The following is a 21564-nucleotide window of genomic DNA, read 5'->3' as shown; positions in this document are numbered from 1 at the left end:
GGACGCAATTCGTTAGGGAAAGGAGCGGATATGCTTGTCTATGAAAGGTTACGGTTTTTATCTTTGTTTCCAGGTGTTTTCCCTCAGTGCTACTATTGACGAATTATTCGCCTAACCGCACTATTACACCATGATTTGTGTTTAAAAACTTCCTTTATACTATAGGTGCAGGTGAAATAGCTTCTTAATTGCGTTCCGATTAACAGTATTCAAATCGGGGTTTAACGTAGTAATCTTGCATAATCTGGGAGAGCCCAGGTTGAAGACATTGATCTGCCGATACCTCTTACTTTGTGTGCTGATCATGGTGTTGTGTGGCCAAATAGGCATGGTTACATGGACTCTGATTCGATTCACGGCAATCGAACACTGGTCGCCCGGTATCCGATTCTCTGGAAATGAATTGACACCCGCGGAAGGGCTGACGAATAGAGCGGTCAGCAGTCATAAGGAAGGCACTTGGTTTCACGTCACTCAGGTTCATAAGGATGGGGGTATCCGCGTTTCGCAATTAGATGTCGGCAGCCCTGCAGAACAAGCTGGATTGGTTTCGGGCGACTTAATCACATCCATAAATGGCATTGATCTGAACTTGCGTCCCGTCGCTTGGTTTCAAACGCGTTTTCAGAGTAATCCCGGTGATATCATTGATCTCGTCTGGCTTCACGATGACGAAGAAAACTCCGGTAGGCTGGTACTCGAGGCAGCAGACGACCTATCTTACGCCTTCGAGGTTAATCAACAGCAAATAACGATGAGCATTGGAGCAACGACTTGGTTCAATCAGGGCCCATTCCTGCTCTTTCCGATAGTGCTGTTATGTTTTGGAACATGGATGGGATTTCGACGACAGGGGCATCACATTGCTTTCTACTGTGCGTTACTCTTTCTAACCAAGGCTATTACCTTTACACCTGAACTCCATCCTATGGTAGCAGGATGGCCAAACTGGATTCTGTCACTCAGCATTTTCATCACCACAACAGCGTCGTTTCTGGAATTCATGTTCATGTATCTGATCTTGACTGTCTTCCCCGTCGAAACGACGATTGGATCCTGGTTGCGCGGAAAGGCATGGTACTTACTTGTACCCCTCTTCACTTGGATGACGCTTCAATTGATTTACTTTATAAGTATGACATACGGCTGGAGCGATGAGATCATCGTGCGAGCCGTGGTGGAACTGGTCGATATTGTTCCAGCGTCTGTGTTGCCTATTCTCTTCATATCAACTGCAGGTACTTTGCTGATAGCCCAACACTCCGTTGCACGACGGCAGCAACAAACACGCCTGCAATTCATAAAACTTGGGTTTGTCTCGGCCTTTATTCTTGCCCCTTTGTGGACAATCCTTCAACCTGTTACGTTGTTAGACTCGTCATACCTTTTTCCACTACAGGACCCTGTGACGCCGTTGTTCGTATGGTTGCTTGATAGTATAGTCCTCGTAGGTCTACTATGCGTGTTGCCTGTTGCTTTTGCTTACACGATCCTGGCCCATCGGGTCTTCGGTCTCAGTTTCGTAATGGGGAAAAGCCTTCGTTACATGATCGACAATCATGGCGTTAATCTTATCCTGAGTCTCGGGATGCTCATCATACTCTATGAAACAATATCCTTCTGGTCAAATGGTGTAAATGCGTCTGAACTCCTGGTGGCAAGCAGTACGGCTGGATTTATCTTGATTCTCGTTGGCGGCTGGAGCGTGGCGAAGGACTCATTCATCCGTTTTGTGGATCGCTATCTTTTTCGTGATGAATTGGAGAATCGACAACGACTGTTCAGGCTCAGGCGCACGTTGCAGCATTTCCAGGACCGAAACGCTCTTCTGGGCAATACCGGACGAGAGTTGCTCGGGGCATTGGAAATCTCATACGCGGCGATCTTTCTATATGACGAACATCGAGAATCGCTTTCGGTATCCTGGTATGGGACCAACGAGGTTTCAGAGCGGAGACATACAGCAGACTCATCATTCTTTCAAGGTGTAACCGAAAGAATTGAAGAGATATTGAAAACGATGTCGCCAGAAAGACCTGTAATCGAATACGGAGATCTACTTTCCTATACACAAAAACTCGAAGGTCTAGGCTTCGAACTCATCATCCTACTCCGTGACGAGTCCGGCACACAGGGATGTATCGCACTGGGAGCCAAGGTAACGGAAGAACCGTTCGCTGGCGAAGAAAAAGAGCAATTACTGGTCCTCGCCGCCGAATTAGAGTTGGCGTTGACTAACATCGAAATGGCGACTTCACTTAGTTTGCAGGCTCAACGGATGACAAGACTTTCCCGACGCCTGATCGATATACAGGAATCCGAAAGACGCCAATTGGCCCGGGATCTACATGACGACACCGGACAAGTGCTTACGGCATTGAAGATTAACCTGGAACTGACTCGCAATGAGTTGTCCGGAATCAACGACCCCGCCTGCGAACGACTTCACGACGCCATATCGCTTACAGACGAAACTATGGACAAACTTCGGACGATTGCACATGGTCTTCGTCCACCTTCCCTCGACACAGTCGGGCTGAATTCGGCGCTGGAAGAACTCTGTAAGAGCTTTGCCCACCATACCCGAATCTCTGTTGATTACAACGGCGTTGAAGTTTCGAATATCCCCAATCCGATCGATATCTGTCTGTATCGCATCCTGCAGGAGGGACTTACCAACTGCGCGAAACATGGCCAGGCCACACAGGTTAGCGTTAAGCTGGAACGTAACGAACAGGCCATTGTATTATCGATTACAGATAACGGGCGGGGCTTTGATCCTCATACAACGGATTCGGACCGAGAAGAAGCGGGCATAGGGTTGCTCGACATACAGGAACGCCTTGAGTCTTTAAAAGGCCGAATGAGAATTCATTCACAACGGGGAAACGGTACCCGATTGGTTGCTTCGATTCCCTCGGAGGCGCTATGATAAGTATCGTCATTGCCGACGATCACCATCTGGTTCGCCAAAGCATCATATCCTTACTCGAAAAGTACGAGGATATCGAAATCGTCGGCGAAGCCGCAGATGGTTATGAAACACTTAAACTGATCCAACAGAAAAGACCGGACGTGGCAATCGTGGATGTTGCCATGCCTCTATTGAACGGTATCGAAACCATGCGCCGGGTCAAATCGTTGGACGTAAACACAAACGTCGTTATCCTGTCCATGCACTCGGATGAAGTCGTGGTGCACGAAGTGCTTCGAAACGGGGCCAGAGGATATCTCCTTAAAAACTCCGTCGTCGAAGAACTCATAATCGCCATACGGTCCGCCAGCAAGGGTGAAATCTACCTGTCGCCAGCCATCGCTCAAACCGCGTTGTCCAATAGTTTTCAAACGGAATCGGCGTCGGAAGCTTTGAACATACTGAGCCGGCTATCCTCCCGTGAGAGGGAGACTCTTCAGCTGATCGTCGAGGGACATACCAACCAAGCCGCGGCACAGATTTTGAACATCAGTACCAAGACTGTCGAGAAACATCGTGCAACCCTTATGAAAAAGTTGGAAGTCCGTAACCTGCCGGAACTTATCCTCAAGGCCGTAAAGAACCGTCTTGTCTACCTGGACGAGTAGCCACGAAATGTAACCCGCATGTTGTTCAACCAGCCTGTTTAAGCCTGCCTTCCCCGAAAGTCAGCCGCACCCCCCAGAAGTAGCCTTTTTCAATCCCATAATCAGGGTAGTTCCTTGTTTAATGTAGGGAATCACCCTATAGAACATCTTCCATTTTCGACGTTTATTATCAATTGAACACCGTGTGACACATTTGACAATTGACCTTAAAAATCACTCGAGGTCGTCATTATGATAAAAGTAGTTATTGCCGATGATCATCATTTGATTCGACAGGGACTACGTTATTTGCTTGCGAAGGAATTTGATATTCAAGTAGTCGCAGAGGTAGCGGATGGCCAAGACGCCATAGATACCGTGAAGCGACTTCGCCCGGACGTTGTGGTGATGGACATCGACATGCCTGGAATCAACGGTATCGAAGCGACGGGACATATCAGTGCGTCATTTCCGGAGATTCGGGTGGTTATGCTTTCAATGCATTCCGACCCTGTGCTGGTCCGGAAATCCCAGGAAAGCGGAGCCAAAGGCTACGTACTCAAGAAATCAACCAGTATGGAGTTGGTAGGAGCCATCCATGCCGTTTGCCGTGGGGGCACTTACCGTCCTCACATCAAGGTGCAAGACGAGAATGCATTCAAGCAACCTACTCTCGGAACCACGCCGAAACTTACTCGCCGAGAGAGTGAGATCCTGAAGTTTATCTCAAAAGGACACACCAATCGCCAGATTGCAGGTAAGTTGCATATCAGCGTAAAGACCGTCGAAAACCATCGTATTAACCTGATGTCGAAATTTGACGTGCACAGTCTACCCGAACTGATCCGCGTAGCGATCAAAATTGGTCTGATCGATACAGATTAACAGGGACATGCATCTTAAAAAAGAATGTCACAGGTTTTTTGATTTGGGGGGTAAGGTTCTGAAGAAGGTAGGGTAACACCCTATAGGATCGGGCCCCGCCATCCGTATCTTCAGTTGTAGAAGGCATCATTCGTAACCCGGTTCGCTTTGAAAACTCCACAAATCTCCATTGGTGATGTAAGGAAACAGCAAGTTGAGGGAATGCAAAAATGAACTCCAGCCAAACTTATCTAAATAAAATCGTTTTAATTGCATTGATTTTGATGCCACAAACTGCTTCGGCTGGTTGGCGAGTCTTAACCGATAGTTTTAAGACTTCCGAGGTCTTGTTCTCAGCGAGAGATTTAAAGGATAGCATAGTCCCCGAATCTGGATACTATTTCCCTGTTTATTTTCCCGATGACTCAGTTGTCACCTCAGGATTTCACCTATTCGGTTCTACTAACCTTCCAGTGGAGATCAGGGCTGATTTATCTCCCGGTGCAACATTTTACGCATGGACACATTCATTTGAAAGTCCTGTTAAGTGTACTATGCAGGAATCGATACTTTTTCAACGAATGTATGTTGAACAGGTCACCCGATATTCAGTTTACATCCACTCCAAAATCGATAACGGGTGGTATAAGAAAAGCTACTCGATTCCGTTTGAACGGTATCAAATACCTAAAATCGACGCGATTGGTACGCTGACAAGGATAGGCGGGGAAAGAACACGTAATTCCTCCTCTTCTGTCTTTGAGTACAATCAAGTAAATGAAATTGACGAAATTACGATTGTGGTTTTCCCGCGATCTGAAAAATTCGAATTCGTTGTTGGCGACTTGAAAATAGCAAACTGGAAGCAATCGAAAATTGAGTACAACCATCCCTTGTTCGATCCGATAGTCAAAAAGAAAACAAGTCGGTTGGTCCCTCGGGACATCTTCTCGATCTCCGATAATCTGCCTGTCGTAACTGCCCCTCTGTACATGCGGTCAACAGATAAGTCAGCAGGTTCCAATTTCTATATTGTCCCAGATTACGACCAAAAAACGGAGCCTAAATCTATCCGTATGCTCAAAGAAGACATCATATCGCGGATTTTAAGCCTCTATCCATTCTATGATAGCCACAATGTCGACAAGTCGCAGGTGTTAGACAGGTTTGCGGAGATACGCAAACTCCCGTTAGGGCAGAATGAAGCGTTTGAAGACAGCATCCGTCAATTGGTCTCGGATTTCAACGACGTTCATTTTGATATTGTCACCCGTCCGATGAGCTCTCCTCGCGTTAAAGTCAGCCCGCTTGCTTTGTACGAAATCGAGAATGACATATACATCGCCGCTGTCTTCGATACGCTTTTAACCGATTTAGTGGGAAACCGTATCGTTTCTATAGACAACGTTCCAATACAGGAAGCCATTCTGAAAGAAAGCGGGATTCACAAAGGATCCGGTACAGTAAGAAGACGCAAAGCACTGAACACCATTTTGAAAAGGGAAAAGCACGAGCGAGTGACGATCCGCGTTCAGACTGAATCAGAAACCATTAAAAACGTAACCATTCGCTATGACAGAAAAATCTTAATTCCTCCCGGTTTTGTACCAGCGCACGGTGAGTTCAGGATCTTAGAAAACAATATCGTTTATTTCCGTGTTGCAAGATGGACTCCCGACGTTTGGATCAGGTTTTTAAATCATTCGGAACAGATTCAAAACTCAAAGGGTATCGTGCTCGATTTGAGATCAAATGGAGGCGGGGATGTACGAGTGGTTATACGCCTCGTATCGACCTTCATAGACCAACCTGTGGTTTCCGGCCATCTTGTGACCCCGGCTGACGGTAGAACGGAAAGCATGATCGTGTATCCACATCCAGTCTTCCATTTCAACCAACCGATGATGATTCTGGCGAACAATCGGACTGCATGCGCTAGTGAAGAGTTCATCGATACGATGCGATATGCGGGTAAAGCGCATATGCTCTCCAACACCAAAACGCAAGGTACAGATTCCGCTTTGATCTACATAACCCTACCCGATGGCTATCAAATAGCCACCAACACGTGGATGATAAGACTGAAAGCCTCTGGAGAATCGGTTGAAGCATCAGGAATCGCACCTGATTACTGGGTTCATATAGATAACGTCGATGACCTCGCACATCGAGACGATAAGCTGCTCAAGGTAGCCACCACTGTTCTGGGAAAAAACTCGTTTTCACCCTATCAAGAAAGGCAGGTCAAATCCCGTCAAGATCACCAATAATCACTCCTGGTCAGCGCGGCTGGATAGGTGGTGTACGTCATATTCAAGTTTCTCGAAAGGAGATTATCATGAAAGTCCTGATCAAGCCCCAAGTCGTTGTAAATGAAGAGGACTCTGATGTTGATGAATTAGAACCGGAAGCCATCGCTATGTGCGATCTTGGACCGTGTCTCCCCCTGCAATGCACGCTTGGTGCATGCAATCCACTTTCCGGTGATACATCGGACGGGGATATACTGTTCTGATTTTGTTCAACGCGTTCTGTAGTTTCCTACCGAAACTTGAATACTGCAATCCACCATCTGTCCAGCCAAGTCCCCCGGTGGATGAGGAACCACCGGGGGAAAGAAAGTTACCAAAACCGTAGAACGAGGAGATCAATCATGTTAAAGACAAGTTTCTACAATATGATCATTCCTGTGCAGGAAAAGAACGTACATCTGGTATACAACACGCGTTCAAACTCACTCTTGGAGCTAGAACCATCCGAAGCGCAATTGTTATACGATTGGAGAAAAGCTGGTGTAATTTCCTCGATTGACCAGAAAGAACACCAACATTTTATCTCTGCCTTATGGGACAATGGGATAGTTGTACGACATGATTTAGACGAAAAGGAAGACATTCATCAACGGATTATCAGAGAACGCGAGTGGAGTTTCAAGAAGGCGAACTTTTACATAACTATAACTCCTACTCTTTCATGCAATATGGGATGCTCCTACTGCTTCGAAGGCGAGAAGCCATGGAACAAGTTTATGAAAGACAAAACAATAGATGGGGTAATTGAGTTTCTCCATCGCGAAATCAACTCCAGTAAACTAGTAGAGGAATTCGAAGGTATCAAAGTAACCTGGTTCGGCGGTGAACCGTTGTTGAGGCCAGAGATAATAGATCGATATTCAGAAAAACTGATCGAAGTATCTAAGCAATATGGTCTGCTTTATAGTTCAAGTGTCATTACAAATGGCGTAAATCTCACCAGTGAAGTTTGGGAGATACTGTTGCGGTCTCACGTGGAACAAGTACAGGTAACATTAGATGGTTATAGAGATACGCACAATATGTTGAGGCCTATTGTCCCAACAGGTGTCGCCCCGGATGCCAATAACGATCTGGGTAGCTACGACCTCATATTAGACAATCTCTCAAACAAACCCCAATCGGAGATTTTCGCTACAATACGAATCAACACGGATAAGGTCATGTATCCTCATCTGGAGGAACTTCTTGATGACTTGGAACGTCGCGGAATCTGGCCGCAACGTCATGAGGAATTCAGCCCTTATTTGGCTTTCAAAGAAGTGCCGTATGAAGGATCGGGCGTCCATGATAGTATGTCGCAATATTACCACAGAAGAGAATTCGCAAGGGTAGTGGAAGAATTCCGTGAATTGAAATGGAAACACTACAATGTGTTTGCAGAGACGAACGACCTTCCAAAAGCCAAGAAAGAATTCAAAGTCCCTAAAGCCACGATGCACTTGTGTGGTGCGGCTTCCCATCCCTACAGCATGGTCATAGATCCGGATGGTTACATTCAACAATGTTGGGAATACGCGAATGATCCCAATACTCGTTCACACCATATTACCGATGAATACAACATTCATGACAAGAATCGTACCCTGTTCACGAACTGGGATCAGTTCACAAGGCCCATTTGCCGAGACTGTAAAATACTACCCGTTTGTGAAATGACCTGCCCTCACAAAGACCCACCGGAAGCGTGTCCCGACTGGAAGTATTCTCTAAAGTGGATGCTTCGTGACCAATATCTCCATTCGATTGACCGTCCGGATGATATTCAGTCCTTAGCCGAAATCGGAACGTCCGTGGATCCTGCACTTAAAGAATGTGAGGAATTGTGAGTGCTCTTTTTCGTGTCACTCAACGGCCTTTGGTCCATGTTACGGGGTCAAGCACATCCATGCGACGATCCTAAAGAAGAGTTCCGAGTATACAGAGATACATCAAAGAGAAGAGGCCTCTGATGTTCTATAAACACATAACTCATTCAATACGCTGGATAAATCATAACAGAGTATATTCGGTATTAAACATCCTGGGGCTTGCTCTCGGTTTCGGTTCGGTCCTGATAATAGGAATGTATGCATACCAGAGCATGCAGTTCGATGACTTCCATACGAAAAGGGATCAGATACATCGAGCTATTCTCCAGGTCCAATTGCAGGAATCAGACCCTTACTTCATAAGCGGTGTAATGTCTCCGATCGGACCGTTGCTCAGAGACGAGCTTCCCGAAGTAACTGACTATGCCCGGTTGCGTAGCGCCATTACTACGGAAAAGATGTTCATACATGCCGACAACGAGTTGTTTGAAATCACGGAGTCGTTCTTTGCGGACCCATCAATACTGAGCATGTTCGATTTCAAACTCGTACAGGGCAAGCCGGATGATTTGCTGAAGTCGCCTTTTACAGCGGTTGTAACCTCGACGCTGGCTCAACGGATCTTCGGCGAACAAAATCCTGTCGGCAAGACTATTCAATGGCATGATGAGACTTACACGGTAGAAGGAGTTGTAGAAACTCCCCCCTGGAATTCATCAATAAAGTTCGAACTACTGATTTCTTATCTGACCGTTCAATCGCTTACTACAGGTTTGGAACAGGGATGGAACAGCGGCAATACCTACACCTACCTGTTGCTTCGCAATGATTCGGAAACATCCGAGATAGAATCCAAAGCGCTGTCGTTAGTCAGAGACCGTGGCCAAAATGGTTTGGGAACAAACGTCACAGCGTTCGTTCTGCAACCTCTTTCCGAAGTCCATCTGTATTCGGCGTACATCGGTGGAGAAGATCAGGTCCGGTGGGTGAACTGGAACAAAGGCGATATCGAGGATATCAATCAGTTGATTGCCATCGCGGTACTTGTCCTGTTAGTGTCGACTTTCAACTTGATCAACTTATCCTCGGCCAAGTTAACGTCCCGGTTCAGGGAAATGGGCGTACGGGCGGCTTTAGGCGCCGACCGAATACAGCTCGTTCTTCCAGTAATCATCGAATCCATTGTCGTCTATCTATGCGCAATGATTGGTACTTTCTCCTTAATGTTCATAGTTGTTTCGTTTTTGAACGATTTGGATCTGATCGAGCTAAAACCGGAGTTGTTTACACTGATGGATTACATCCTTATCGGAGTTGTCTCCATTTGCGTGGTTGTAGCTCATAGCACTGTTATCGGCTTAGCGTCGTCATGGAAGCTATGGTTTCAAAAACCGTTCTCTCTACTTCGAACTTCCGGCAAAGGAAACTACAGAAAATCCGTTCAATATGCTTACATCGCTGTCCAAATGACCATATGGACACTTCTGGTAACGTGCGCGACGTTCATCGTAGAACAAGCCCGTTTCATGGAAACGAAAGATATTGGATTCGAGAAGCAGAACATCATGCTGCTGCCTATCGGCACTGATATCGACTACAGAACGGCTAAGCAGGAGTTTGGAAAATTCGCCGGTGTTGCTGAAACGGCCGCGTCAGGATGGGAGTTTGGCGGTACAACCAGGATGCACATGAATATGAGATTCAGGGATCGCCAGGATCAACCGCAGGTACACTTGTTGCCGGTAGACGATAACTTCATGAGCCTGTATAACCTGCCCGTGTCGGAGGGACGTGCGTTTTCTTCTTCCGGTTCGGATAATCCGCTGGAGTTCGTCGTGAACCGGAGTTTGGTCAGGCAAATGGGATGGCAGGAACCGATCGGTCAACAGATGGGATTCCCTTTCTCAGGCGAATTCGGACGGGTCGTCGGCGTAATCGACGATTTTCATTGGACGTCGTTGCACAACCCAATTGAACCTCTCGCGATGTATCTCGGTCAGACTCCGCCCCGATTCTTCTTCCTGCCGACGGAACTTCCCATGTTGTCGGTCCAGCTGTATCCCGGGACGCGAACGCAAACGATAAACGACGTGGCCATGATCTGGCGGGACCTGATCCCGCAGCGGCCGTTCACATATTCGTTTATCGAAGACAGTTTCACCGATCTGTATCAGTCCGAATTCAGGACGAGCACGGTAATTGGTGTTTTTTCCTTAATGACGACTATCATCACCTGTATAGGACTGTTCAGTATAACCAGAATAGTCGTAAACCGTCGGATGAAGGAGATCGGTGTACGAAAGGTCTTGGGCGCCTCGTTCCGGAACGCGACCTGGTTGCTGCTACGGGACTTCGTATTGCTTGTCACCGTCTCGGTCATAGCAGCCTGGACGATTGCCTATTTAATCCTCAATCAGTGGATTCAGGACTTCGCGTACAGAATCGAATTGGATCCTGTCATTTTTCTGGCGGCAGGAGTGAGTACGCTCGTCATTGTCGTATTGACGACATTATACCATGTCCTGCCTGCTTCTTCTGCCAACCCTGTAGACATACTAAAGAACGAATAGACTTCGCGGCGTGTAGTGCGCCGCCTCTTTGGGGGTTTGCGGAATGAGAATCGCAGTGGTGGACAGTGGTATCGATGCGGAGCATCCGCGTTTAGAGAACCTCCGCTGTTCCGGAGTATCTTTCGTACAGGACGAGTGTGGGCGCGTTTCCACCGTCATGGACTTTGAGGACCGCCTGGGACACGGAACCGCCTCCGCAGCGATCATCTACAAGTTTTGCCGTGAGGCAGAATATGTAGCTGTTAAAATCTTCCAGAATGAGTTGGTTTCATCAGAGAAAACACTAAGTACCGCTATCTCATGGTGTATCGAAAACTCAATTGACATCATTAATCTCTCACTTGGCATTCTTACCAATTCACCCTCTGAAGAGTTATTGCGCGTATGCGATGAAGCCCACTATCGAAATATCGTCATAGTTGCTGCTGGTCATCACAACTCCAATAACGATTGTTACCCCGCCTGCTATCCATCAACCTTCGGTGTCACCTGGGGTAACGTCCCTGATTTCAGAAAACACGGTTACATACCAGATTCGCCCATCGAGTTTATCGCAAAAGGTACGATTCAACGTGTGGCGACTATCGATGGCGGGTACCGAATACGAAGCGGTACCAGCCTTGCGTGCGCCTATTTTACTGGCATAGTCGCAGCAATCCTCGAATCGCATAGTAAAATGGATCTGACCACTTTAAAAAGACATCTGGTCGATAACGCGGACCGCAATATCAAACCAATACAGTTTGGAAGACAGACAAGGCAAATCGATTTCCCCGCAGTACGAAGCAGTGAATTGGTGGCCGTACGAAAACGGGTTTTTAGTAGCAGAATAGATCAGAGATGGGTCGGCAGACTCGGGGTATTTCCTGCTAGCGAGAAAGAAATGCGGGCATTTGTCGAATTACCTGACTATGCCTCGTTTCCAGTCACGATGTATCTGGACTATCCGAGGAATGTTGATTTCAGGAAACTTTCCATATCGAAAAAAGAAGAATCCCTTTCGCCAGCAACGGGTCCGAGTTCGAATTCCATGGAAGGTTTTGACACGCTGGTCTTGGGATACTACTCGGATCAGATGTTTGAATCGAACATCAGATTTGGTCGTACACTTGTAGATAAGTGCCTGCTGGAGAACAAAAACATCTTTGCATTTGATTTTCGCTTACAATCAGAATTGCAGGAACATATGCGTAACCACCTCTATAACGGTAAAGTATATGTCCCGGGCGTTACCCAGAAACTGTTCGATGATGTTATGGAGTTCAGATATCTACCACCAGTTAAAGTACCTGTATTGGGGGTGATCGGTACAAGCAACCGACAAGGCAAGTTCACCACACAACTTCGTGTTAAGAGGATTATGGAAAACGCAGGATACAGAGTTTCATACTTGTCTTCTGAGCCGCAGGGCGAACTTTTTGGTGCGAACATGACTTTCCCTTATGGCTATCAGTCTGCGGCGCATATTGAACAGGAAAAGTGGCAGTTTTTTTTACGTACATATCTGAAAGGAGTATCAGAGTTTCAGCGCCCACACGCGATTCTGACGGGCACTCAGGGTACAACCATTCCACGCGGGAACAGAGACTTAATCATCGGGAACGAGATCGACACACTGAGTTTTTTATTAGGGACAATGCCTGATCGCTTTATCTGCGCAGTCAATCCGCAGGACTCGATTGGGTATATACGCAACGTCTGCAAGGTCGTTAGTGTATTCTGCAAGGCAAGTCCCATATTCTTTGTTATGACCCCTTGGAAACGTGTTTTCAAAAAAACCGAGACCGGACAAACCGTTGCTAAACACCTCACTCTGGATGAAGATGAAAAAAACGACTGTCGAACGAGATTTGAAGAGGCCCTGAACAAGCCAGTCATAGATATCATGGATCACAAAAACGATGGTTTGATTCTGCGCACTATAGAGGCTGAATTCTCGTGAGAAAGTATAGGTATCATGACGAAAGACGAGATTAAGACAAATCTATACGAGCTTACCGATACGTTTCTTGGCGGTACCTTGAATGTTGCACAAGAAGATCGAGAAACTGTGGTTCTCAATCATCTTGCAAGTGATTCGATACAGGCCATAGAATTCGTTCTTCTTATCGAATCGGAATTCGAAATCGAGTTAAATGATGAGGATATCAACGAAGCGTTTTTTACAAGCTTTGATTACATGGCCAAGCTCGTTCTCGAGCAATTGAATCGCAGTACTCGAAGAGGGTCTGATGGTACATAGCAAAGAGTTGAAATCACTACTCATACCCAGGGCGCTTATTGAAAACGTCTATCACGTGTTAGGCTTTTGCTGTGTTGCAGCGGTCCTGGTGATACTGAACATCATTAAACCGTTGATTTTCTCCAGAATAGTTGATATGGGGCTTGTCGCCCAAGACTGGTCAATTGTAAAGGAACAGTGTCTGTACTTTGCCGGAATAGCCGTTCTGATTGCGACAGCGTCATTTTGCCAGGGAGTACTGGCCTCCGTAATTTCCAATCGTGTCGGAGTAATCGCCAAAAAAGCCGTCACGGAAAAACTGTACAAACTTGGGTATGCTTTTTACCAGAAATTTGGAACCGGTGACATTCTCGCAAGGGTTGATGGGGATACCGAACAAATTCGTAACTTCCTCATGACCATCTTGTACTATTCCATGACTAGTTTGTTAGGATTCATTGCTGCTGTAGTGTTTGTTGGCTACGTGGAGTGGAGAATGTTAGTAGCAAGTTTCGTGATTGTGCCTTTCGTTGGATTGCGCATGTACATGTTCAGAAGCGTTACGCTAAACTCCAACTTGAAGGTATCTGAAGACCGCGCAACGAGTATTGAACAGATGACATCAGGTATACAGAACATAATCCATCTCAGGCAAATCAACCTCGACGCATGGTCGCTTGATAAGATAAAAAAGGGATTTCAAGCATTAAAACGGTCATCGATAATCAGAGACAGTTGGATGCAAGGCGGCGATGCCGTCACCATGCTGCTTATGGCGATCGGGTATATCATTACTATCGGCTATGGTGGACTGTTAGTAGTAGAGGGAAGTCTGAGCGTAGGATATTTGTTTGCGTTTCTCACGTTGAGAGATCGTTTTAACGCACCGGTTTACTTCATAACTCAATCATACCAAAGCTATCTGGCGGCTAAAGCTTCACTACAACGAATTTCCGTATTCTACGAGAATGAAGAGGAGGATGGGATCTCTCAATCATCAAAATCGAATGGTTCGCTGAAATTCGACCATGTAGAGTACAGGAATTGTGTCTTTGGCTACAACGGCCAAAACCCCTGTTTGGAAGTTAACGCGATATTCAATACTGGTTGGAATACTATCTATGGAAACAATGGAACGGGAAAAACTACAGTTCTAAGATTGCTGTTGAAGTTGGTAAAACCTGCTGAAGGCAAAATACTAATTGATGATACCGACATAGCAAGATTTAACAATCAGGAATGGCGGCATTGCATAAGTGCAATGCCCTCAGACACCTACCTCTTCAGTGGCACCATTCGTGAGAACATTCGGCTATTTGACGATACCATTAATGACCATGAAATTGTCCGCATACTAAATGATCTAGGTATTGAAGAAGATAAGCTGGAAGGATACGCATACCTGGATTTTGTAGTATCTGATGGCGGAAGGAACGTATCTGATGGTCAACGCCAGAAAATAGCACTTGCACGAGTACTGGTTCAAGATTCCCCGATAGTAGTTCTTGACGAACCTTTTTCTCACTTTGACGGACCATCTAAGCAATCGATTCAATACTATCTAAAACGAAAATTGACAGACAAAATCGTCGTCTGTGTATCGCACGATGATGTGTCAGAAATAACCGATCGCGCATTCGAGATTAAAAATGGGAATCTTGTACACACGTAAAGATTTGCAATCAGAAGCATGAACCCTGCCGTTTAAGGAATCAGGATGAGTAAATGAAAAAGCAAATCCCTGTTCAAGAACCTCCTGTTACGTCTTACCTGTTCTACATGTACCCGCTGTCGGTCATTCGTCCGCACATGGCGTTTACACCGTGGATATGTAGTAATTTCCTCCAACTCTATCATTACAACGATCGGGACCTGAAATTCTACGTCAGCCCGTTTTCACCGAAAGGCGGGAAGAAAAACTCATGTTTCGTTTCTTGCCCATTCTTAGAGATCCAAAACCTGGAACAGAACATGATCACGCGGAGGCGCGACGACATCATACAGTTTGTCATGCAGAGCCTCGATGAAGATTGGCACGTGCAATTGGACGTTGATTATTTCCATTTACCATCTACGGCACCATACAAGCAATTCCATTATCTGCATGAAGTACTGGTATCGGGATATGACGACAATAGCAGGACGTTTGAAATCTCCGGTTACAATAGGTCATGGAAGTATCATATATCAACGATAACGTTCAGTGAGCTCTTTGAAGCCGTGATTGATAAGGCACTGAACGATGACACCGATCCTGCAGACCAGTTAGACGAAAGCCCCAAGGTTTTCTTATACAGAGCCGATCACAGTAGAAAGTACGATATCGATATCAGACAAATGTATGAATTGCTCTCGGATTACTTGGAATCAGCAAATACGGCTGAGAAGTATCGTATGCTGTATGTTCCTCAAGAGGTTGGAATCTGGGGAGTATCCGTGTATTCATACCTGACAGATTTATTGGATCAATGTCGTTCACTGAATTCCCTCACGATTCCTCTGCGTGTTCTTTGGGAACATAAAAGAATCATGGCGGAGCGAATCGGGTATTTGGAAGAGCATGGTTACATTGATTCGGACTATCGCATCTTCGAAGCGTATTCAGAAGTAACAAGAATGGCGAACCATGTGAGATGGCTCCTTCTAAAGTGCCTCATGAAACCGAAAGTATCATTGGTAAAAAAAGCCCGTGATATCCTGCATGACATTGCGGAGCGCGAATACAGAGTATTGAGTAATCTCAGGAACCTGATCGAAGGCTGCAACTCGGAACCTGGTAAGGGGTCAACCGATTACTACTCGTACTGCGACATAAAAAGATCGCCTCTCTATATGTGTTGTGATGATCCGTTCACGGCGTGTTCGGCAGAATCACCTACTGAACACGGACACACGTTCACCATAGCTCAGCCGACCCATAGCATGAAACTTGTAGCCAACTCCATAGAACATCATCGGGAACGCTCGCTTCGACAGCTTGTCCGGAAAGATGTATATCAACCGTCTTGCGATGATCTGTCCAATCGGGTCAAACAGATACTCCGTTACACCCAATGTGGTAAGGTAAAAGTGCTGATGCCACTGAGAGAGTTGAAAGGCGACGGAGCCGTTATCGTATCGGAGATTCTGCGGGTTCTACGACTGCACGTTGGTGTATCCAACGTTTTTGTCGTGGATAATGGAGTTCATCCGCGGACCGCCCGGGAGATCGTTGACAGTGGAGTAACGGTGATCACCGAGTCGATGATACGGCAACGGTTGGATTGGGACCGATTGATGTGCCATCTGAACCTTCCCGATATCCGATTCGGCAAAGGTTATGCTGTTACACTGGGTCTTGCTTATCTTGCTATTCATGGTCTGATGGATGATGACGACTGGCTCGTGCAATGCGATGGAGACATTTCGGGATTCAGACGTTTTCAACTGATGCCACATCTGTTCTATCCAATCATCATGGAACCCGAAAGCCCCTGGGAATACCTGAAAATCGCACAAACTCAAAGAAACAATGAGACCGTTAAAGCAGGAATCAACGGCTTGGCGACTTACTTCAAACTTGCAGAGAACATTTCCGATTCACGCATGAATCAGCAACGATTGATGGCACAGGAAATATACGACGCCTGTATTCACCACATCTGGATGCTGACCGGGCAATTCGCGCTTCGGTGGCGGCATGCGGTAAACAGAATGGTCGCAACCGGATATTGCGATGAGACCCTTGTCAGTGCGCAACACGGTTGGCGCAGACTTGCTCAGGTAGTGAATCCCAATCCGTGTATGGACCGGACGAATTCGAAACAAAAAGAAGATTGCATGATGACGCGAATCATTCAGTTCATAAACGCGCTAACAGTTTTTGGACAATCGGTCAGAACGTCCTGGTCATTGGAAATGATCAGAGAGTTTAACGAAGGCGTAGCCCCGGGCGTGGACTCCATAGTCAGGATTCCAGATAAGAACGGTCCTTTGTGCGTCGACGGTATCGAAATGGATCGTGTTTTCCCATCCGTACAAGCCATGCTGGATAACGGCCTGTTGTCATAACAGATGGTTTATTTTCCATGGTGGACACAGCCATGCGTATAGCCGTAATAGGTCACGGATTCTGGCCTCAAGTAGGTGGACTGGAAAGGCAAATATACGATTGTGCAATGGGCTTCACCCGCAGAGGTCATAGAGTATCGATACTATCGATCTCTGGTGAAAACAGTGAGTCCCCTCAAAAAGAATTGTTAAAAAGCCCCAATGCCCATCCCATCGAGGTTTATCGTTTCAAGGTTCCTTCATCCAGACCTGACCGGGACGATCCACTTCAGGACCTTTCCATCCCTTTGGCATTTTACAAACGTTCGGCTTCAGACTGGGCACAGTTGATACAGTCCGCTGATCTCATTTGTACCTTTGGCGTGGTTCCGGGCATAGTGGGAGGAATTATAAAAAAAACGTGTCAGATACCGCTTGTTGCTGTACTTCCAGGTATTCCGGACAAGTCAAGTCCGGATTTTGAAGAAGTTCTGAACAGCAATGCGAATGCCTTCGTCAGTGTCTCAAGATACATGCAGGAGAAAGCCAGAGCGTTGTATGATCTCGAGATGATCAACATCTACAATGGAGTGGACACCGATTTCTTTAAACCGACACACAAGAATATGAAGTACGGCTTTCTTAAAAACGTGTCCGAGGAGTTGATTACCAGTCCAGTTCGTCTCGATCCGATGAAAGGTATCCACATACTCATCGAAGCATTCGAGAAGGTACATAGATCGTACGACAAGGCGACATTGTTGATTACAGGAAATGGAAGCGTATTTCATGAAATGGGTACGATCAGTCCATATCATGAGTATCTGTTGAATATGTCTGATCGCATGGGACTGAACGATCACGTGGTTTTTGCTTTAGGTGAAACCTCAAGCGAGGATATGCCGGCCCTTTATTCTCTGTCCTCTGTATGTGTAATGACCAGTATCAGCGAGGGATTCGGGTTGGGCATAGCGGAAGCAATGGCATGTGAATCGCCGGTAGTGGCTACACGAACAGAAGGCATGCAGGAGGTTTTCGAGGACGGCATTGGAGGTTACTATGCCGATGTTGGAAACACAGATCAAATTGCTGAAAGGATTATCAGGATTTTGTCAGATTCTGAACTCAGAAGACGTATGGGGAAGGCTGCCAGAGAGCATGTTGTCAGCACATACTCTCTTGATATTCAAACAGATGGTTATTTGAAGGTCTTCTCTTCGTTGTGCTGTAAGGAATGAGATGAGATTACAAGCCCGAGGCATTCTTACGCGAATCAGAGTGTATTGTGTACGAATCTACGCTGCAAATAAGGGGTTTAATCTTAAGAAAGTAGGGAATCACCTTATAGAAACGAATCCACGTTACGGGTATTATGCAGTTAAGGACACTATGCTGGGAGAGCACCGGACGGAAATGCATAGGAGGTATCTATGACTGGCTCACGTAACGACGACAAAGATCCGAAGAGTCTCGTGGATATGTTCACGGATGAAAGACAGCGTGAGCAACCAGGCACTACGGACCGACAGATCGAGAAGAAGCGTTTCACGCCGCGCCGGATCGCACTCGGCGGCCTGGCGGCCGCGGTAATCGCCTTCGGGGCCTATGCGCTGCTCAGCGTCAACCCGTCGTCGCTGAACGTCGAGGCCGGCAAGCTGACCATGGCGCCGGTCACCTACGGTCCCTTCCTGGAGTACATCGTCGAGCAGGGCGCGGTGATGCCGCTCACGACGATCTACCTGGACGCCGTGGAAGGCGGACGTGTGGAGGAGGTCTACGTCGAGCAGGGCACGCACGTGGAACAGGGCACCCCGATCCTGCGGCTATCTAACGCCAACCTGCAACTCAACGTCATGCAGCGCGAAGCCGAGCTCTTCCGCGAGGTGAACGCCCTGCGGCAGACGCGGGTGACGATGGAGCAAAGACGCCTGGAGATGCGGGGGCAACTGGTGGAGCTCGATTTCGAAATGCGGAAGGCCGAACGGGAGTTCGAGCGGCAGGCCGCCTTACTCGAGGCCGACCTGGTCTCACAGCAGGAATACGACGAGGCCAGGGACAACCTCGAGTATCTTACGCGTAAGCGTTCCGTCACCGTGGAGACGCTGCGCCAGGACTCGCTCTTCCAGGCGGTGCAGATCCAGCAACTGGAGGAATCGATCGATCGGCTGCAGCTTAACCTGAACATGGTGAAGGAGAACCAGGAGAACCTGACGCTCCGCGCGCCGATCGCGGGACTTCTGTCCTCGCTCATAGCCGAGGTGGGCGAATCGAAACCCGGCGGGGAGCGGCTCGGCCAGATCGATGTAGAGGGCGCTTTCAAAGTGAGAGCGGCGATCGACGAGCACTACATCGCCCGCATCCGGTCCGGACAAGCCGGCTCCTTCGATTTCGCCGGAGGGTCCTACGACCTGGTGATGAGCCGGGTGTATCCCGAGGTGCTCGAGGGTCAGTTCGAAGCGGACATGGTGTTCCCCGAAGGGATGCCGGAGGGGCTGCGCCGGGGCCAGACGCTACAGGTGCGTATCGCCTTGGGCGAACTGGCGGACGCCCTTCAGGTGCCCCGGGGCGGGTTCTACCAGAAGACGGGCGGGCGGTGGATCTACGTGCTCGATCCTGCCGGCGAGACCGCCGTGCGGCGCGCGATACGGCTCGGAAGGCAGAACAGTCAGTACTTCGAGGTGCTGGAAGGTCTCGAAGAGGGTGAGCAGGTCATTACGTCCATGTACGACAACTTCGGCGACATGGAACGGCTTGTATTGCAGTAACGGGTACGGACACATGTCGGAAGGTTCTCGATCAGGAGGCGACGGCGCCAGGCGCAATAATACATAATTGGAGCACACCATGATTCGGACACAGCATCTCAAGAAGCTTTACGCGACGGAAGAAGTGGAGACGACGGCGCTCAACGACGTGACCATGGCCGTGGACGTAGGGGAGTTCGTGGCTATCATGGGTCCGTCGGGTTGCGGCAAGTCCACTCTCCTCAACATCCTCGGGCTCCTCGACAACCCCACAGGCGGAGAGTACCACTTCGTTGGCGAGGAAGTGTCCGCCCACTCCGAGCGGCAACGCGCCAACCTGCGCAAGAACAACATCGGCTTCGTCTTCCAGAGCTTCAACCTGATCGACGAACTCACCGTGTACGAGAACATCGAGCTGCCGCTGATCTACCTGGGCACTTCCAAGGCGGAGCGAAAGCAACGCGTGGAAGCGGCCATGGAACATATGCAGATTCTCCACCGGCGGAATCACTTTCCGCAGCAGCTTTCAGGCGGCCAGCAGCAGCGCGTGGCCGTGGCGCGGGCGGTCATCGGCAATCCCAAGTTGATTCTGGCCGACGAGCCGACCGGCAACCTGGACTCGGCAAACGGTACCGAGGTGATGGAATTGCTCATTGGCCTGAACGAGGCGGGCACGACTATAATCATGGTGACCCACGACCAGACGCTGGCCAACCACGCCCACCGAATCATCCGCCTCTTCGACGGGCGCATCGTGCAGAAAGCCGCGGCGTAGGAGAAAGCGTAAAGGTACTTTGTGAAGTCGACTGCCGGGACCTACCTGGTGAACTGCCATTCCAAGATATCGGAGTGTTCGTTTTAAGTTGTTGTTCAGTGGATTGACATGGGCTGCGGGCGACAAGAGGAACGGGCGACTGGCGCGTCCGTAAACAAGGTCTCCGACGAGTCGTCCGCTGAATGAGAAGTCGTCGGAGGCCAACGCCGCTGGCATAGACAGGCGACCCCCGCGCGCCGGCCTCAGTAACGTATCCCTCCGTACGCACAAAAGCACCCCAAAATAGAAAAGGCGCCCGAAATGAATCGAGCGCCTTCTCAGCATCCCCCGGCAGCGTCCTACTCTCCCACAAGGTCACCCAAGCAGTACCATCGGCGCAAGAGGGCTTAACTACTCTGTTCGGAATGGGAAGAGGTGTTTCCCCTCCGCTATCGCCACCGGAAGAAATGGGTTGCAATTACAAGGAATGAGGAAACGACGTCGTAGCATGAAGCATTGGTCAAGCCGCACGGCTATTAGTACCAGTCGGCTGAATGGCTCGTTACCTCGCCACTTACACCTCTGGCCTATCGACCTTGTAATCTTCAAGGGGCCTTCAGAAGCTTACGCTTGGGACATCTCGTCTTGAGGTGGGCTTCCCGCTTAGATGCTTTCAGCGGTTATCCCGTCCGAACATA

Annotated in this window: 13 protein-coding genes and 2 rRNA genes; 13 read left to right on the top strand and 2 right to left on the bottom strand. The window is 48.1% G+C overall.

Going from position 1 to position 21564, the window contains the following annotated elements:
- Positions 1-259 precede the first annotated feature (259 nt).
- The 13 genes from F4Y38_13080 (at position 260) to F4Y38_13020 (ending at position 20887) form a co-directional block, all read left to right on the top strand.
- Positions 260-2932 (top strand): PDZ domain-containing protein, encoded by a 2673-nt coding sequence (locus F4Y38_13080; protein ID MXY50214.1) that lies wholly within the window; start codon positions 260-262, stop codon positions 2930-2932.
- Positions 2929-3582 (top strand): response regulator transcription factor, encoded by a 654-nt coding sequence (locus F4Y38_13075; protein MXY50213.1) that lies wholly within the window; start codon positions 2929-2931, stop codon positions 3580-3582. Before F4Y38_13080 ends, F4Y38_13075 begins: the two co-directional genes overlap by 4 nt.
- A gap of 231 nt (positions 3583-3813) precedes the next feature.
- Positions 3814-4446 (top strand): response regulator transcription factor, encoded by a 633-nt coding sequence (locus F4Y38_13070; protein MXY50212.1) that lies wholly within the window; start codon positions 3814-3816, stop codon positions 4444-4446.
- A 209-nt stretch (positions 4447-4655) separates the two neighbouring features.
- The gene (locus F4Y38_13065) at positions 4656-6695 is read left to right on the top strand and encodes a hypothetical protein (GenBank protein MXY50211.1); all 2040 of its coding nucleotides are present in this window, start codon (positions 4656-4658) and stop codon (positions 6693-6695) included.
- 281 nt (positions 6696-6976) lie between these two features.
- Complete coding sequence (locus F4Y38_13060) at positions 6977-8566, top strand: radical SAM protein (protein MXY50210.1); 1590 nt, start codon at positions 6977-6979, stop codon at positions 8564-8566.
- Between the two features lie 122 nt (positions 8567-8688).
- Complete coding sequence (locus tag F4Y38_13055; GenBank protein ID MXY50209.1) at positions 8689-11118, top strand: FtsX-like permease family protein; 2430 nt, start codon at positions 8689-8691, stop codon at positions 11116-11118.
- A 43-nt stretch (positions 11119-11161) separates the two neighbouring features.
- Positions 11162-13060: a S8 family serine peptidase gene (locus F4Y38_13050; protein ID MXY50208.1), complete on the top strand. Its 1899-nt coding sequence runs from the start codon at positions 11162-11164 to the stop codon at positions 13058-13060.
- Between the two features lie 15 nt (positions 13061-13075).
- Entirely contained in the window at positions 13076-13360 is a 285-nt protein-coding gene (locus F4Y38_13045) for a hypothetical protein (protein ID MXY50207.1), read from the top strand.
- On the top strand, positions 13350-15011 hold the full coding sequence (locus tag F4Y38_13040; GenBank protein MXY50206.1) for an ABC transporter ATP-binding protein: 1662 nt from the start codon (positions 13350-13352) through the stop codon (positions 15009-15011). Before F4Y38_13045 ends, F4Y38_13040 begins: the two co-directional genes overlap by 11 nt.
- Before the next feature lie 53 nt (positions 15012-15064).
- Complete coding sequence (locus tag F4Y38_13035; GenBank protein MXY50205.1) at positions 15065-17389, top strand: hypothetical protein; 2325 nt, start codon at positions 15065-15067, stop codon at positions 17387-17389.
- Positions 17390-17406: 17 nt separating this feature from the next.
- The gene (locus F4Y38_13030) at positions 17407-18606 is read left to right on the top strand and encodes a glycosyltransferase family 4 protein (GenBank protein ID MXY50204.1); all 1200 of its coding nucleotides are present in this window, start codon (positions 17407-17409) and stop codon (positions 18604-18606) included.
- Positions 18607-18798: 192 nt separating this feature from the next.
- Positions 18799-20133: an HlyD family efflux transporter periplasmic adaptor subunit gene (locus F4Y38_13025; GenBank protein MXY50203.1), complete on the top strand. Its 1335-nt coding sequence runs from the start codon at positions 18799-18801 to the stop codon at positions 20131-20133.
- Between the two features lie 79 nt (positions 20134-20212).
- On the top strand, positions 20213-20887 hold the full coding sequence (locus F4Y38_13020; GenBank protein MXY50202.1) for an ABC transporter ATP-binding protein: 675 nt from the start codon (positions 20213-20215) through the stop codon (positions 20885-20887).
- 325 nt (positions 20888-21212) lie between these two features.
- On the opposite strand, the gene rrf is transcribed toward F4Y38_13020, so the two are convergent.
- Together rrf and F4Y38_13010 are read right to left on the bottom strand one after the other, a co-directional pair.
- Positions 21213-21329 (bottom strand): 5S ribosomal RNA (gene rrf, locus F4Y38_13015).
- Positions 21330-21382: 53 nt separating this feature from the next.
- Positions 21383-21564: ribosomal RNA gene (locus tag F4Y38_13010) — 23S ribosomal RNA — on the bottom strand; the annotation flags it as partial.

This window comes from Gemmatimonadota bacterium (genome assembly GCA_009838645.1).
In the GTDB taxonomy this organism is placed as follows: Bacteria; JAAXHH01; JAAXHH01; order JAAXHH01; family JAAXHH01; genus JAAXHH01.
Note: the sequence above shows the minus strand (reverse complement) of the source record. Positions and strands in the feature narration are given on the sequence as shown.

What these genes read in the sequence shown, in the direction of transcription:
- F4Y38_13075 (MXY50213.1), top strand. Translation starts at nt 2,929, where the DNA reads ATGATAAGTATCGTCATTGCCGACGATCACCATCTGGTTCGCCAAAGC.
- F4Y38_13070 (MXY50212.1), top strand. Translation starts at nt 3,814, where the DNA reads ATGATAAAAGTAGTTATTGCCGATGATCATCATTTGATTCGACAGGGA.
- F4Y38_13065 (MXY50211.1), top strand. Translation starts at nt 4,656, where the DNA reads ATGAACTCCAGCCAAACTTATCTAAATAAAATCGTTTTAATTGCATTG.
- F4Y38_13055 (MXY50209.1), top strand. Translation starts at nt 8,689, where the DNA reads ATGTTCTATAAACACATAACTCATTCAATACGCTGGATAAATCATAAC.
- F4Y38_13050 (MXY50208.1), top strand. Translation starts at nt 11,162, where the DNA reads ATGAGAATCGCAGTGGTGGACAGTGGTATCGATGCGGAGCATCCGCGT.
- F4Y38_13045 (MXY50207.1), top strand. Translation starts at nt 13,076, where the DNA reads ATGACGAAAGACGAGATTAAGACAAATCTATACGAGCTTACCGATACG.
- F4Y38_13040 (MXY50206.1), top strand. Translation starts at nt 13,350, where the DNA reads ATGGTACATAGCAAAGAGTTGAAATCACTACTCATACCCAGGGCGCTT.
- F4Y38_13035 (MXY50205.1), top strand. Translation starts at nt 15,065, where the DNA reads ATGAAAAAGCAAATCCCTGTTCAAGAACCTCCTGTTACGTCTTACCTG.
- F4Y38_13030 (MXY50204.1), top strand. Translation starts at nt 17,407, where the DNA reads ATGGTGGACACAGCCATGCGTATAGCCGTAATAGGTCACGGATTCTGG.
- F4Y38_13025 (MXY50203.1), top strand. Translation starts at nt 18,799, where the DNA reads ATGACTGGCTCACGTAACGACGACAAAGATCCGAAGAGTCTCGTGGAT.
- F4Y38_13020 (MXY50202.1), top strand. Translation starts at nt 20,213, where the DNA reads ATGATTCGGACACAGCATCTCAAGAAGCTTTACGCGACGGAAGAAGTG.